Origin of the sequence: Chitinophaga oryziterrae (assembly GCF_009758125.1) — a bacterium.
Classification (GTDB): Bacteria; Bacteroidota; Bacteroidia; order Chitinophagales; family Chitinophagaceae; genus Chitinophaga; species Chitinophaga oryziterrae.
On sequence record NZ_WRXO01000001.1, the window covers coordinates 1527009 to 1542647 of the forward strand.

The window sequence follows — 15639 nt, forward strand, 5'->3', positions numbered from 1 at the left end:
TCATTTCATACATGAAACTCATCGAATGTCCACGCGATGCTATGCAGGGCTGGCATAGCCCCATTAGCACGGAAGATAAAATCAGTTACCTCAACGCTTTGCTGAAGGTAGGGTTTGATACCCTCGACTGCGGCAGTTTCGTATCTCCTAAAGCCATCCCGCAGATGGCAGATACGGCTTTGGTGATCCCCCGTCTTAAACGGGCAGGTTCCAGGAGTAAACTGCTGGCTATAGTGGCCAACCAGCGCGGGGCGGAAGAAGCGGTAGTATTCGATGAAATAGATTACCTGGGTTATCCTTTCTCTATCTCAGAAACATTCCAGTTAAGGAATACCAATAAAACGATCGCCGATTCACTGGAACTGGTAGACAGTCTGCAGGAACTGTGCATCAAAAACAGCAAACAACTGGTGGTCTATATCTCTATGGGCTTCGGGAATCCTTACGGAGACCCTTATGATGAAGCGGTTGCTTTGCAATGGGTAGATGAACTGGTGAAAATGAACATCCATACCATTTCCCTCGCGGATACGGTAGGTGTGGCTACTCCGGATGTTATCACCCGCTTATTTGCCAGCCTGATACCTGCTTATCCTACTGTAGAATTCGGGGCGCATTTCCACTCTGCTCCGTATAACTGGGAAGAGAAGGTGGCGGCGGCTTATGAACAGGGCTGCCGTCGCTTCGACAGTGCGATCAAAGGTATCGGTGGCTGCCCTATGGCTAAGGACGAACTGGTAGGGAACCTGGCGACTGAAAACCTGCTGGACTATTGCGTGAGACAGCATGAAGCACTGAAACTGGATATAGCTGCGTTAACGGCAGCCCAGCAGATAGCAGAACGTATTTTTATATGATGAGCAACTTTCGCCTTACTTTTCCGGTAGAACCGATTTCAACACCCATACAATATCGGGATCAGTTATTACTGATGGGGTCTTGTTTTGCGGAAGAAATAGGGGAACGACTGCAACAGTTTCACTTCGATGCACTGGTAAACCCTCATGGGATATTATATAACCCCATCAGCATCACCGAAGCTTTACAGCGTTACCTGGACGGTAAACAATATACTACGGAAGACTTATTCCAGCATAATGACCTATGGCATAGCTGGGACCATCACAGCCGTTTCTCCGCTTTATCTGCTGAAGAAACACTGTTAAACATCAATACCGCTGCCGCGGCTGCGGCTGAAAGAATTGAGAAGGCTGACTGGCTATTCATCACTTTCGGCTGTGCGCATGCTTACACCTTAAAAGACAATAACCGGATGGTGGGAAACTGTCATAAAGTACCGGCATCCTCCTTCCATAAAAAACTCCTCTCTCCGCAGGATGTTATCACCGCTCTGGATAACATGATGCACCGCCTGTTCTTCAGGAATAAGGACATCAAGATCATGTTTACAGTCAGCCCGGTACGTTATGTCCGCGATGGGGTAGTGGAGAATAATTTAAGTAAGGCCGTATTGTTACAGGCGGTCCATCATCTTGTAAATAAATTTAACCGCTTGTTTTATTTCCCGGCTTATGAACTGGTGTTAGATGATTTAAGGGATTACCGGTTTTATAAAGATGATCTGGTACATCCCAATGAGACGGCTGTCAATTATGTATGGGAGCATTTTACCAATAGCTGTTTATCGCCCGAAGGGCAAAAACTACTTCCCGCTATTGAAGATCTTCAGCGGGCCATGGCACACCGGCCTTTTAACCCGAAAAGCCCGCAGCATCAACAGTTTCTACAAACGTATGCCAAAAAAACAAGGGTACTGTTGGAACAGCACCCTTATCTGAAACTGGAAAAAGAATCCGCTTATTTTAATCTTTATTGATCATATAATCCTTTATATATACCATCCCTATTGCAAAGCATATCAATGCAATCCCGATAGGATAAATCAACCCAGCCAGGTGATGATTCGTTTCCGTAACCAGTATGGTGGAGATAGTGGGCAGTAATCCCCCGAAAACCCCGTTACCAATATGATAAGGTAAGGACATGGAAGTATACCTGATGCGCGTCGGGAACAGTTCTACTAAAAATGCTGCAATAGGGCCGTAGACCATTGTCACAAAAAGTACCTGTATAAATACCAGTAATATCAGCAGGATTACGTTCCTGGTACTTACTACTACTTCCTTTTTAGAATCCGCTTTCCCATCTACGGTGGTGATCGTTTCTAATTCTTTAGTACCGTCAGTGAACACCCTGGTTTTAATGGTGCGTTCAATATTCTGCATATCCTTGTTGCGACTGATGTTGCTCTCTATCGCATACTGACCGGTGTTCTCCGTTTTTTTGCTAAGGTCCGCAATGTAATCCATGCCCGCATAAATAGGGTAGTAGCCCAGGGCGGCGATCAGCATCCCTGTCATCATGATCTTTTTACGTCCTATTTTATCAGATAACTTACCGAAGTAAATAAAGAAAGGAGCGCCCAGTAACAATGCGATGGCGATGATCACATTAGACTGTATAAACTCTATCCGCATGGTTTTCTGCAGGAAAGAGAGTGCGTAGAACTGACCGGTATACCAGATAACGCCCTGACCCATAGCTGCGCCAAACAGTGCCAACAGTACCAGTTTCAAATTCTCTTTCTTACCAAAACTCTCTTTAATGGGATTTTTGGATGTTTGTCCGGATTCCTTCAATCGTGTAAACAACGGAGATTCCTTCAGACGGATACGTATATAATAAGACATTATCACCAGTACGATCGATAACCAGAAAGGAATACGCCATCCCCAACTGTTAAAATCTTCCGGTGTCATGCTGGTACGTGTAATAAGTATCACGGCCAGGGAGATGAACAACCCCAGGGTTGCCGTGGTTTGTATAAAGCTGGTATAATACCCGCGTTTATCATGCGGGGAATGTTCCGCCACATAAGTCGCCGCGCCACCATATTCACCACCCAGGGCCAATCCCTGTAATAATCTTAGTATCAGCACAATAACCGGCGCTAAATAACCGATACTATGATAGCCGGGGACCAGTCCTATGGCAAACGTAGAGCCGCCCATGATCAGCAAAGTAAGCAGGAAGGTATGTTTACGGCCGGTAATATCTCCGAGACGTCCGAAAACAATTGCTCCGAAAGGACGCACAATAAACCCTACAGCAAACGTAGCCAGGGTAGCGATGTATGCCAGACCGGGATTACTGGGGGGAAAGAATTTTTCAGAGATAATAAATGCAAGGCTCCCGAAGATGTAAAAATCATACCATTCGATGAGTGTACCTGCGGAAGAGGCGAGGATTACCTGCCAGATGCTTTGTACTTTGTTGTCTTTCATATGTGGAAATTGGAAAAGTGGCATAATATAGTAAAAAACATATAAATATTATTAACTTTATTGATGGCATCATAACAAGGGACATTATGCGCATAAGACGGGCTTTATTTTGTTTGTTACTGGGATTTATCTATCCTGCGCTGCTCCAGGCTCAGGTGCGGCCCAAAATAGGTTTGACATTAAGTGGAGGGGGAGCGAAAGGTCTGGCACATATCGGTATCCTGGAGGCATTGGACAGCGCCGGCCTGAAAATAGATTATGTTACCGGTACCAGTATGGGTAGTATCGTGGGTTCATTGTATGCCATGGGTTATTCCGGGGATACGATTGAAAAGATGGCTAAACAACTGGATTGGAACAATCTCTTCTCCAATCAGCCTGTACTCACAGATATCTCTTACGAGGAAAAACCGGAATACAATAAATACATTATCGAGATCCCTTTTGAGTACGGAAAGCCTAAACTGGCTTCGGGCGTGATATCCGGAGAACAGTTATGGCTGGAACTGGCGCGGCTTTGCTGGCCTATGAAAAATCAGACCGACTTCTCAAAATTCAATATTCCTTTTAAATGTATAGCCACAGATGTGACCACCGGTGATATCGTGACCCTGGATTCCGGGAATATCGTCACGGCTATCCGTGCCAGTATGGCCATTCCTTCTATTTTTACTGCGGTTAAAATAGGGAATAAGAAACTGGTAGATGGTGGAGTGGTACGCAACTTTCCGGTGCTTACCGCTAAAGAAATGGGGGCTGATATTGTGATAGGGTCTAATGTGGCAGGGGGATTGAGAAAAGCAGAACAGCTCATCACACCATTAGATATCCTTTATCAGTTAGGCTTTTATAAAGATGCGGAAGACTTTCCTAAAGAAAGGGCGCAGTGTGATATTTACATCCACCACAACCTGGAAAACTATTCCGCCGCCAGTTTTAACAGTATCGATTCTATTATTGAAACGGGAAGGCGCAAAGGAGCGGAGATGTATCCTGTCTTCAAACACCTGGCCGATTCTCTGAACGCATTATATTCCACACCACCACCGGAGAAGAACAGGCTGCCTTTTACACCTGATATCGAACTGACCACTATCCGTGTAACAGGGCTGGTGCATTCTGATGAGAAGTTTTTCAGGGGGAGATTAGGGTTGCAACCTGGTGGTTGTTATACGGCGGAGCAGATCAAGGAATCTGTATTAAATGTATTCGGTACCCGTTTTTATAAGATGATTACGTACGAGCTGCATCCTGAAATTGATAATAAGAACAGCATGAGTGTCAATGTTGAAGAGAATCCGCTGACTTATGTAAAGTTCGCATTGCAGTATAACAGTTTTACCAATGCCAGTGCGATCGTCAATATCACCCAAAGGAATTTCATCGTACCTAACTCCCGTGCATACCTTACCGTGGCTATCAGTGAGAATCCGCGTCTTGAAGCAGCGTATTTCAAATATCTTGGTCCTAAACGGAATTTCGGTCTGGGTTTGGGGGTTAATTATGAAGATAATGCGATGACCTTGTATGAAGATTTTAATGCCAGGGACCAATACCACAGCAGATATCTCAGTACGGACATCCACATGCAGTATACCTTTAACAGTATTATGGCAATGGGTTTAGGGACCCGCTGGGAGTTCCTGAATGTCAATCCCCGGTATGCCGGAGATGAGGTAGTGCGTGGTAATGGTAATCAGCTTAACTCTTATTTCTATTTCGGGATGAATTCCCTCGACCGGAAAATATATCCGCGCAGTGGGGTAGACCTGCACGCGGAGACCGGCTGGATCTATAACCAGCATCCCGGTTACCGTGTTTTCCATGATGGTGTTGAAGTACCGGTAAGCACTTCCGATCTGTCTTTTAATGATTATCAGCGGGCTACGATACAGGTGAAGTATAATTTCCCGCTCAGTTATAAAAGCTCCATACAATTTGCGGGTGGCAGTGGTATCAACTTCAACCATAACCAGGGGCCTATTAACGCCTTTATGATTGGTGGACTGAATAACGTGATGCGCAACCAGTTACCGTTTATAGGACTTTTAGAAGGAGAGGTCGTTACTTCCAGCGCTGCCACGGTACAACTGGCCTGGCAATATGAGCTGACGCGTAACATCTTTGCTATTCCTAAGGTAGGAGGAGCATTGTACGACTTCTCCGGTAGTGTTTCTGAGAAATACAAACACCTTACCGGTTATGGTTTAACGATGGGATATTCCACTTTTATGGGGCCTATTGAAGGTTCTGTGATGCATTCCGACCAGGATGGCCGGTTGAGGGTGTACGTGAATATCGGGTTTAATTTTTAGTGCATTCTGTCGCCCCGTACTTCCAGTCCGGTGATGATCTCTGCTTCTATTTTCAGCCATTCCGCCCAGCGGGTCTTTACTTTGTCTTCCGGTAAATATTCATTTGCCAGGTCTATGAACAGCCGGTAATGTCCTGCTTCTGATATCATGAATTTACGGTAAAATTCGCGGAGATAATCATCTTCCAGTCCTTCGCTTAATAACCTGAACCGTTCACAGCTTCTCGCTTCTATCAGGGCAAAAATAAGCAGCCTGTCCAGTAATACGGATGCCGGGTCACCGCCTTTATTCTGATGGAGCATTAAGGCGTTCACATAGGCGTCTTTGCGTTGTTTTCCTAAGGTATATCCACGTTTTTTCATTTCGGCCAGTACCTGCCGGAAATGCCCCCATTCTTCGGTAACAATAGGCGCCAGTTCCTCTACCAGCATACTTTTATCAGGATATCGCTGAATAAGGGAAATACAGGAAGTAGCCGCTTTCTGTTCACAAAAAGCATGATCTGTCAGTACTTCTTCCAGGGAAATCTCTGCCAGGTTTACCCAGCGTGGATCAGTAGGTAACTGGAGCCCTAATATGGATACCTTACTCATTTCGCAAAGTTACTTAGCTTTGTGTGATGAAGGAAGATTTTCTTTTAAAGCATTTATCATTACGTAAGGAACAACATGCGTTCCGTGAGTTACGGATACCTGCTCCCGGAATGACGGACTTTTGTTCTAACGATTACCTGGGACTGGCCCGCAGCGCTGCGATGCAGGAAGCGGTGCATGCATTGTTACAGGCAAGACCGTTTATGCATGGCAGTACGGGGTCCCGTTTGCTGGCAGGGAATTATGTATGGATAGAAGAGGCCGAGAGTATGCTGGCTGCCTTCCATCAGTCGCCCGCCGCATTGATCTATAACTCCGGCTACGATGCCAATATCGGGTTGTTTTCCTGTGTGCCGCAGAAAGGGGATACTATCATTTATGACCAGTTGATCCATGCGTCTATCCGTGATGGTATCCGGTTATCCAAAGCCCAGGCGTTTTCCTTTGCTCATAATGATGCGGAAGATTTGCATAAGAAGTTGAAACATGCGGAGGGGAATATCTTTGTGGCGGTGGAGTCTGTGTATTCTATGGACGGGGATATGGCCCCATTGGCTGATTTTGCTGCTCTTTGTGATAAGTTCAATGCGCATTTGATTGTGGATGAAGCGCATGCTACCGGTGTAGTGGGAGAGAAAGGAGAGGGGTTGGTACAGCATCTGAATTTACCCTGTTTTGCGCGGGTGCATACTTTTGGGAAAGCGGTGGGTTGTCATGGTGCGGTGGTGCTGGGTTCTGCTCATTTGCGGGATTATCTTATTAATTTCTCCCGGTCCTTTATTTATACAACGGCGTTGCCGCATACAGCTATAGCAGCTATCATGGCGAGTTATGACCTGTTCCCTTATATGAACGGCGCCCGTGAGCATTTATCTTCTTTAATCTCTCAATTCCAGAACGCAGGCTTAAACGTCCTGCCCAGTGAAACGCCGATACAGGTGGTGCTGGCCCCGGGTAATGAAGTGATCCGGCAATTGGCTGAGAAGTTACAGTCGGCTAACCTGGACGTAAGAGCGATCATGCATCCTACTGTCCCCAGGGGCAAGGAGCGTCTTAGAATTGTGTTACATAGTTATAATACAACGGAAGAAGTTGATCAGTTGATAGGTATACTAAGTTCCTGAATTTGGCCAGAAGTTTTTGCTCATAAATACACTGCATCTGACTGTTTAGTTCTCTGATGTAGCTTTGGAATATGGGTTCCGGATTTGTTTTTCAATTTAACTTCACCTGATATTCACGTCAGATAAGGTGTATTTATGAGCAAAAACATCTGGCGCGAAGATTATGTAATCAAACCGGGTCACTACTTAATTCTGAAAATCCTGGGTTAGCACATTATTATGTATATTAGCTGATCATCATTTTTAGCCATGAGACTCATTCCCTTCGCCATTACGGCGGCCATTACGATCGGATTTATTGCAACGCTGGACAACAAATGGGGTTCACTCCCTCCCTTAGGCAAACTCCTGAGCCCACAGGAAGGTTTCTGGCAAAATGCCACCCCTATCAGCAAAGACTATAACGAACAACTGGACCTCCCCGGTTTAAAAGGGAAGACGGAAGTCTGGCTGGATGACAGGATGGTGCCTCATATCTTCGCTGAAAACGATGCAGACGCTTACTATGTAGAAGGATATATGCATGCCCGTGACCGCCTCTGGCAAATGGAGCTGCAAATCTTCGCCGCCTCCGGCCGCCTCTCCGAGATCCTCGGCAGCAAAATGCTGAACTACGACCGGATGCAACGCCGCAAAGGAATGGTTTACGCTGCTGAAGTGGCCCTTAAGGAAATGGAAGCAGACCCTATTACCAAAACAGCTATCGAATCATATTCTGCCGGTGTTAATGCCTATATCAACAGCCTGAGCACAGCCGAACTGCCCATAGAATATAAATTACTCAACTATAAACCGGAACCCTGGACATCGCTCAACTCCGGAATATTACTCAAACTAATGGCTCAGGACCTTGCCGGTGCTGCTGATGATCTGGAATATACAAATGCCCGTCGCTTATTCAGCAAATCCGACTTCGACCTGATGTACCCCGATTTCAGTGACAGCCTGGACCCTATCATTCCTGCCGGTACCCATTTCGATGCTGCTACCGTGAAGGCGGTCCCGCCACCGGACAGTATCATCCGACTGGCAGGCAAGCTGCTCAGCTTCAAAGAAGACAAGCCCGACCCGGACAACGGGAGTAACAACTGGGCTGTCGCCGGTTCCAAAACACGTTCCGGTGCACCTATTCTTTGCAGCGACCCTCACTTGAACCTGAGTCTCCCTTCCCTCTGGTATGAAGTGCAGATCCATACGCCGGAGATGAATGTTTACGGCGCTTCCTTACCCGGTGCTCCCGGTGTGATCATCGGGTTCAATGACCACATCGCCTGGGGCGTTACCAATGGGGAAGAAGACGTGAAAGACTATTACCAGATGCAGTTCCGTAACGGCCATAAGCAATACCTCTTCAACGGGCAATACCGCGACGCTACTGAACGCATCGAAAAGATATCCATCCGCGACAGCAAGCCTTACTACGATACCGTCGCTTATACCGTCTGGGGACCAGTCCTCTTTGACAACACTTTCCCCGACACTACCGCCGGTGGCCAGTATCTCGCTATGCACTGGAAGGCGCTCGACCCGTCCAATGAGTTACGCACTTTCCTCCAGCTCGATAAGGCCCGTAATTACGACGATTACATCGCCGCATTGAAACATTACGCCTGCCCGGCGCAAAACTTCGCATTCGCTGATAAACAGGGCGACATCGCGATCTGGCATAACGGGCAGTACCCGCTCCGCTGGAAAGACCAGGGCAAGTACATCATGCCCGGCAGCGACAGTACTTTCGCCTGGCAGGGGTACATCCCCATGGACCAGAACCCGCATATGCACAATCCGGAGCGTGCTTTCGTCAGTTCCGCCAACCAGCATCCTACTGACAGCAGCTATCCGTACAACTATATCGGCGACTACGACCTGTTCCGCGGTAAGCGCATCAATGAAGTCCTTTCTGCTGCCAGTCAAATCACTGTACAGGACATGATGCAGCTTCAGAACGACAACATGAACCTTTTCGCCCGTGCAGCGCTGCCCTTGCTCAAAAAGCACCTTACCGCTGTTTCTCCTGCCGAAAAACCATACTTCAAACTTCTCTCTGACTGGAACCTTCAAAATTCACCAGACAGCAAAGGAGCCACTATATTCTACATTTTCTGGGACCAGTTGATGAATCTCATCTGGAAAGACGATCTCGGTACTAAAATGGCGTTGCAGATGCCCTGGGAGAAAACCACCCTTCTCTGGCTGATCCGCGACTCGTCCATGCATTTCATCGACAATGTTAATACTCCTGAGAAAGAAACACTATCTTCTTTAGTTGATCAGGCTTTCAAAATCACTTCCGATAGCGTGCAGATACTGGAATCTCGAAAAATACTGGAATGGGGGCGTTACCGTGGTACGGATATCCGTCATCTCACACGCAGTCTTCCTGCTTTCAGTGCTATGCACCTGGCTACCGGTGGTGGGCGTCATATCGTCAACGCCACTAAACAAACGCATGGCCCTTCCTGGCGTATGGTTGTCCAGCTCTCTGATAAAACAGAAGCCTACGGCATCTATCCCGGAGGGCAGAGCGGCAACCCGGGGAGTCCGTTTTATGATAATGCGGTGCAGGACTGGGTACAGGGCAAATACTACCTTTTACATGTCTTCAATCCCACAGAACATGATGATCCTGCTATCAGGTTTAAAATGGTCTTTGGTAAATAATAGAAAAGGGTCTGAAATTATTTCAGGCCCTTTTTTTGTCTCTATACAGCTAATTAACTTCGTCTTAACCGCAGGGGAAAATCATTAATGTTAATTTCGTACCGGGAACGACTAAAATTGAGTATTCATCACTAACTATTAGACTTTCATTATGTTATTGCTTTCAATAGCAGATTCTTCCATGACATAATCATGCTAATACTTGCTTTTCGAATTTTTACTATCTAACTTGGATTTCACGATTTACCTGTATTGTCATGAAGGCGAAATACGAATCTTATTCAGATGCTAAACTTACAGAGTTATTAATTCTGGAGGATACTCATGCATTTGAAGAGATTTATAACCGCTACTGGGCAGTACTTTACAGTTTTGCACTCAATAAACTTAAAGACAACGATCAGGCAAAAGATGTTATTCAGGAAGCCTTTACCAAGCTGTACGAAAAAATGGGCAGTTTGTATAATGAATCTATAAAGGCTTACTTATATAAGAGTGTGCAGCATTTAATTATTAACCTATACCGTCATAGTCAGGTACGTAATCAATATATTACAGCTTATCTGGCATTTCACAATCAGGGAGAATATATTACTGATTACCAGGTGCGCGAGAATGAATTGAAGCGTCAGATAGAAAAAGAGATTGAAAACCTGCCCCCAAAGATGCGTGCCATATTTGAAATGAGCCGTAAGGAATATCTTTCACACAAGGAAATAGCAGAACGTTCCGGTATCTCAGAAGGAACTGTAAAAAATACCATCTCATACGCAGTAAGAAAAATGCGTTCAAAGCTTACATGCCTGTTCTTTTTACAGGTGATGTACGCCATTCTATGGCTTCATAGAAAAGGATAGTAAAAATATACCAATATTAGCGTTAACCGGATGTTAACGACCTATTAAATAATTCTTAACTCCGACTATTACTTTTTATATTCTGAGCTGTTATATTCTTAGAACATCAACCATACAGGATTGTCTAATGAATGAGAATGACGTTTTAAATCTATTCGATAGATATCGGGAAGGAAAATGTACGCCGGATGAAATTGCCAGGCTGGAAAGCTGGTTTTTGCAACATTCCAATACATCTCCTTTGCCTGATATAGCTCCTGACTTTGAATCAGTCGGGAAAGAAATATGGCAAAACATTGGTATCCGGCATCCCCGAAGAAGATATATCCTAATTTTACGATATGCGGCAACAGTGTTGCTTGTCGTTGGGGTATCCTTTATACTATTTAAACAGACCAACCATAAAAAACAAATAGCCTTTGATTTACAGCCGGGTGGCAACATAGCAGTACTCACCCTGGCTAATGGGAAACAGATCAGTTTAAACGGCGCAAACGGGGCGGTGGCCACCAATCCCGACGTCCTGATCACTAACGACACCAGCACTGGTGTTGTTACTTATAAGATGCGAACAAACAATAACATTAGTGAAGTAATCGGAATGAACACCATCAGGACCCCAAAAGGGGGGCAGTACCAATTAATTCTGCCTGATGGTTCACACGTTTTTCTAAACGCAGCCAGTTCATTACAATTCCCCTCCCGGTTTACTTCCAGCCAGCGTAAAGTTAACCTCATAGGCGAAGCCTATTTCGAAGTAGTCAAAAACACCCAACAACCATTCCTCGTTACCACGGAAGGACAACAACTTACAGTGTTAGGTACACATTTCAATGTCAGTGCCTATTCCGGCGAAAGCGTAATCACTACACTTGCAGAGGGCAGTGTGGCTCTTCTTCAACCCTCAAGTAACCTCACTCAATTATTACTACCAAATCAACAATCAGAGCTTTTATCTAAAGGATTTAAAATTAAAACTGTCAATGCTGTTGATGAAATTGCATGGAAAGATGGGATGTTTATCTTTAGAAAAACACCCATTGCTGAAGTGCTGCAGCAGCTTTGTCGCTGGTATAATGTAGAAGCAGATTTTAACAATTTGCCCGATACCAAGCTCAATGCCGATTTATCACGATCCGCTACGTTACAAGACATTCTTAATGTGATCAACTTTACAAACAGTAGTAATGAAGGCATCAAAATTGAACTAAAAGATGGAAGGAGGCTAGAAATCAGTAAAATCAAGTAACTGAACAACCAGAATCAGTAGGCGAAAAAACAAGAACCGAAAGTGCGCTCACACTCCCGGAAGTCGGTTTTATTTCCATGTCTCCATGCAAACAGTAACAATCAACTAAATCAACCAAAAACGTAAAATTATGAATTTAATTCATTATCAGGGAGGTATGTGTTTTTTTTTACAAAAAAAACGAACTTCACGAGGCAAACTAATCAAATACCTTGCAGTTATGAAACTAACCATTATACTCCTCATCGCCACGCTGCAAGTATCGGCCAATGCATTCTCGCAACAAATTTCCCTCCACTTCAATAGAGCATCATTACAGGAGGTATTAACCTCTATCAGAAAGCAGAGTGGCTACACCTTTGGCATTGCCTCATCCGACTTAGAAAAAGCTAAGCCTGTTACTCTAAACCTCAAATCGACCGATATCGACGAAATTCTACAAGCCGTTTTTGCTGACCAACCTTTTGAATACCAGATTCAGCATAACATCATTATGATCAAGCTGAAAGAATCCAAAAAAAAAATAGAAACAGCGTCGTCAAAAAAAGATCAGACAACAGATCTAATAGGAAGAATTACTGACACTATGGGTCGTTTTATACCAGATGCTAACGTTTCAATCGTCGGCACTAATAAGAGGACAACAACTGATGGTACAGGAGCCTATCTTTTTAAAGGGGCGCCGTCTTCCGGCCGCTTGTTAGTAACTATGGTTGGCTACGAAAGCCAAACCGTGAATTACTCTGGCTCCCCGGTTGATGTTAGATTAAAAGTTAGCATTTCCAGTTTAGATGAAGTAAGGGTAATCGCATATGGCATAACAAGTAAACGTTTGACCACTGGAAATAGCGGTGGAATAACTGCTAAAGAAATAGAAACACAACCGGTTAGTAATCCATTGTTAACGCTAGCGGGGCGCACTCCTGGTATAACTGTTACTCAGACTTCAGGTATGCCTGGAGGGGGGGTTACTATACGTATTCAAGGCGTGAATTCTATTGGACGTGGTAATGATCCATTTTACGTGGTTGATGGTGTACCCTATATTCAACAGGTGCTACCGACGTTAGGTAGCAACGTTTTGGGTCAGTCCGGTGATACTTATGCATTTAAAAATGCCGGTAGTGGTAATCCTTTTTCTTACATTAATCCTGCGGACATTGAAAGTATTGAGGTACTAAAAGATGCGGATGCCACCGCTATTTATGGCTCCCGTGCAGCCAATGGTGCTATCTTGATTACAACAAAGAGGGGAAAGACCGGAGCTTCTAAGATCGATGCAACTTTTCAAACAGGGATAAGTAAGGTAGCGCATAAGATGAATTTACTCAACACACAAGAATATCTGGAAATGCGTAAAGAGGCTTATAAGAATGATGGGATACCTTTACCAACTTCCCCTGACTGGGATAATTATGATTTGACAGTATGGGATCAAAATAAAAATACAGATTGGCAAAAGGAACTTTTAGGCGGAAATGCACATTATACTGATGCACAAGTTTCAATATCTGGTGGCAGTGGCACAACAACATTTCGGTTCAATGCAGGTTATCACAAAGAAACGACTGTATTATCTGAAAATTTCTCTGATCGAAAAGGCTCTTTTGGACTAGCCATTAATCACAATTCATTGCAGAATCGCTTTAAACTCCAATTTACTGCTAATTATTTGATGGATGATAACCAGCTACCCACATCTGATATAACAAACATGGCAATCACACTTGCTCCGAATGCCCCTGCATTGTCGCATCCAGATGGAAGCATCAACTGGCAACGCATTCTATCCGGAAATGGTGTAGACAGCCTGTCTACTTTCAACGTTAATCCATTGAGCTATTTAGTACAGAAATACCAAAATAAAACCAACAATCTGGTGTCTAGTTTTAATTTGTCTTACAACATTTTGAAAGGTTTAGATTTACGCTCAAATTTTGGTTACACCAGTACAACCTCTGATGAGGTAACCATCTTTCCATCAACCGCACTGCCTCCCGAAATACAAAATAGTGATTACAGAATGGGGTCATATGCAAATGGTTCCATCAGTTCCTGGATCATAGAGCCCCAACTAAATTACACCCATTCAATAAGTGGTGGTAAGTTTGATTTTTTATTGGGAGGTACGCTTCAGTCCAGACAACATAATTTACGCGGAATGGATGGAATGGGCTATAACAATGACGCAGTTATTTATAATTATCAGGCAGCAGCCACATTGACTGCTAGAGAACCATTTCAGGCAACGTATAAATACAGTGCGGCGTTCGCGAGGTTAAATTACAATTGGCAAGATAAATACATAATTAATATTACTGCTCGTAGAGATGGCAGCAGCCGGTTCGGTTTGCAAAGCCAAATGCACAACTTCGGAGCTGTTGGTGCAGCGTGGTTGTTCAGCAGCGAGACTTTTGCGAAGCAGATGTTGCCCAGTTTAAGTTTTGGTAAGTTACGAGCGAGTTACGGCACGACCGGTAACGATCAGATTGGTGATTATGGATATTTAAATTTATACAACAACTATAATGTTCCAGTTCCCTATCAGGGAATTACCACTATTAAGCCTAATAAACTTCTAAATCCATATCTCGAATGGGAGCTGACCAAGAAATTACAGGTCGGCCTGGATCTAGGTTTCATTAACGACCGGCTACTTTTCAGCACCAACTATTTTAACAATCGTAGTGACAATCAACTGGTTAATTATGCACTACCTGTAATGACAGGATTTAGTAATATTGAAAGAAATTTTCCTGCAACAGTAGAAAATTCTGGATGGGAGTTTTCTTTGAACACAATAAATTTGAAAACTAAGGATTTCAGTTGGAACAGTTCTATTAATCTTACTATCAGCAGTAACAAATTGATTGCCTTTCCTGGTATAGAAACATCTACCTATGCAAATAGTTTAGTCGTTGGTAAATCAGTTAAGTTGACACGGAATTATAAGTTTGCTGGAGTAGATCCTACCACCGGTATTTATCAATTTTATGCAGCAGATAAAAGTATTGTAACGACACCGAATAGCGTCACTGATAAAACTTACTTAATTGATCGTTTGCCCAAATATTTTGGCGGATTTCAAAATAGCTTCAGTTATAAAGGATTTCAATTAGATGCACTTTTTCAATTCGTCAAGCAGCAAGCGCTAGGTTACGAACATGGATTTGGAGCAGTCGGTGTATCCAACTTTAATCAACCTGTAAGCGTTTTGCAACGCTGGCAAAAAGATGGGGATCGTACTATAATACAGAAGTATAGCATGAACCTACCTGCAAGTGATGTTCAGAGCTCTGATGCGGCTTACACTGATGCTTCATTTATACGGTTGAAAAATGTATCACTATCTTGGTCGTTACCAAAAGGATGGATAAGCAGAATGCATTTACAAAATTTCAGACTATTTCTGCATGGTCAAAACTTGTTAACTATTACCAAATATGATGGATTAGACCCGGAAACGCTAAACCTAAATAGTCTCCCTCCACTGCGGGTTTGGTCATTTGGCGTCAACGCAACTTTATAATTACTT

Annotated in this window: 10 protein-coding genes; 8 read left to right on the forward strand and 2 right to left on the reverse strand. The window is 44.1% G+C overall.

The genetic code is table 11. The features are described 5' to 3' along the window. Nucleotides 1–11 precede the first annotated feature (11 nt). Both GO495_RS06290 and GO495_RS06295 read left to right on the forward strand, forming a co-directional pair. Nucleotides 12–857, forward strand: coding sequence for a hydroxymethylglutaryl-CoA lyase (locus GO495_RS06290; RefSeq protein WP_157298810.1), 846 nt, complete (start codon nucleotides 12–14; stop codon nucleotides 855–857). After that, entirely contained in the window at nucleotides 854–1837 is a 984-nt protein-coding gene (locus tag GO495_RS06295) for a GSCFA domain-containing protein (protein ID WP_240915161.1), read from the forward strand. Before GO495_RS06290 ends, GO495_RS06295 begins: the two co-directional genes overlap by 4 nt. On the opposite strand, the gene GO495_RS06300 is transcribed toward GO495_RS06295, so the two are convergent. Further along, a complete protein-coding gene (locus tag GO495_RS06300) occupies nucleotides 1824–3305 on the reverse strand; it encodes an MFS transporter (protein ID WP_157298811.1) in 1482 nt (493 codons plus the stop codon). The genes GO495_RS06295 and GO495_RS06300 overlap by 14 nt on opposite strands. 86 nt (nucleotides 3306–3391) lie before the next feature. Between GO495_RS06300 and GO495_RS06305 the strand changes: the two genes are divergently transcribed. Then, nucleotides 3392–5620 (forward strand): patatin-like phospholipase family protein, encoded by a 2229-nt coding sequence (locus tag GO495_RS06305; protein ID WP_157298812.1) that lies wholly within the window; start codon nucleotides 3392–3394, stop codon nucleotides 5618–5620. On the opposite strand, the gene GO495_RS06310 is transcribed toward GO495_RS06305, so the two are convergent. After that, nucleotides 5617–6213 carry a MiaE family protein gene (locus GO495_RS06310; protein ID WP_157298813.1) on the reverse strand — a complete coding sequence of 199 codons (597 nt, stop codon included), beginning with the start codon at nucleotides 6211–6213 and terminating at the stop codon, nucleotides 5617–5619. The two genes, GO495_RS06305 and GO495_RS06310, sit on opposite strands and share 4 nt — an antisense overlap. Nucleotides 6214–6239: 26 nt before the next feature. Between GO495_RS06310 and GO495_RS06315 the strand changes: the two genes are divergently transcribed. The 5 genes from GO495_RS06315 (at nucleotide 6240) to GO495_RS06335 (ending at nucleotide 15633) form a co-directional block, all read left to right on the forward strand. Further along, on the forward strand, nucleotides 6240–7337 hold the full coding sequence (locus tag GO495_RS06315) for an aminotransferase class I/II-fold pyridoxal phosphate-dependent enzyme (protein WP_157298814.1): 1098 nt from the start codon (nucleotides 6240–6242) through the stop codon (nucleotides 7335–7337). A gap of 249 nt (nucleotides 7338–7586) precedes the next feature. Beyond that, nucleotides 7587–9998: a penicillin acylase family protein gene (locus GO495_RS06320; RefSeq protein ID WP_157298815.1), complete on the forward strand. Its 2412-nt coding sequence runs from the start codon at nucleotides 7587–7589 to the stop codon at nucleotides 9996–9998. A 257-nt stretch (nucleotides 9999–10255) separates the two neighbouring features. After that, the gene (locus GO495_RS06325; RefSeq protein WP_157298816.1) at nucleotides 10256–10855 is read left to right on the forward strand and encodes an RNA polymerase sigma factor; all 600 of its coding nucleotides are present in this window, start codon (nucleotides 10256–10258) and stop codon (nucleotides 10853–10855) included. A gap of 127 nt (nucleotides 10856–10982) precedes the next feature. Next, the gene (locus GO495_RS06330; RefSeq protein ID WP_157298817.1) at nucleotides 10983–12104 is read left to right on the forward strand and encodes a FecR family protein; all 1122 of its coding nucleotides are present in this window, start codon (nucleotides 10983–10985) and stop codon (nucleotides 12102–12104) included. A gap of 130 nt (nucleotides 12105–12234) precedes the next feature. Next, nucleotides 12235–15633: a SusC/RagA family TonB-linked outer membrane protein gene (locus GO495_RS06335; protein ID WP_157298818.1), complete on the forward strand. Its 3399-nt coding sequence runs from the start codon at nucleotides 12235–12237 to the stop codon at nucleotides 15631–15633. Nucleotides 15634–15639 lie beyond the last annotated feature (6 nt).

Excerpts from the sequence above, each read along its gene's own strand:
- GO495_RS06290 (WP_157298810.1), top strand. The coding sequence starts at position 12 with ATGAAACTCATCGAATGTCCACGCGATGCTATGCAGGGCTGGCATAGC.
- GO495_RS06295 (WP_240915161.1), top strand. The coding sequence starts at position 854 with ATGATGAGCAACTTTCGCCTTACTTTTCCGGTAGAACCGATTTCAACA.
- GO495_RS06300 (WP_157298811.1), bottom strand. The coding sequence starts at position 3,305 with ATGAAAGACAACAAAGTACAAAGCATCTGGCAGGTAATCCTCGCCTCT.
- GO495_RS06305 (WP_157298812.1), top strand. The coding sequence starts at position 3,392 with ATGCGCATAAGACGGGCTTTATTTTGTTTGTTACTGGGATTTATCTAT.
- GO495_RS06310 (WP_157298813.1), bottom strand. The coding sequence starts at position 6,213 with ATGAGTAAGGTATCCATATTAGGGCTCCAGTTACCTACTGATCCACGC.
- GO495_RS06315 (WP_157298814.1), top strand. The coding sequence starts at position 6,240 with ATGAAGGAAGATTTTCTTTTAAAGCATTTATCATTACGTAAGGAACAA.
- GO495_RS06320 (WP_157298815.1), top strand. The coding sequence starts at position 7,587 with ATGAGACTCATTCCCTTCGCCATTACGGCGGCCATTACGATCGGATTT.
- GO495_RS06325 (WP_157298816.1), top strand. The coding sequence starts at position 10,256 with ATGAAGGCGAAATACGAATCTTATTCAGATGCTAAACTTACAGAGTTA.
- GO495_RS06330 (WP_157298817.1), top strand. The coding sequence starts at position 10,983 with ATGAATGAGAATGACGTTTTAAATCTATTCGATAGATATCGGGAAGGA.
- GO495_RS06335 (WP_157298818.1), top strand. The coding sequence starts at position 12,235 with ATGAATTTAATTCATTATCAGGGAGGTATGTGTTTTTTTTTACAAAAA.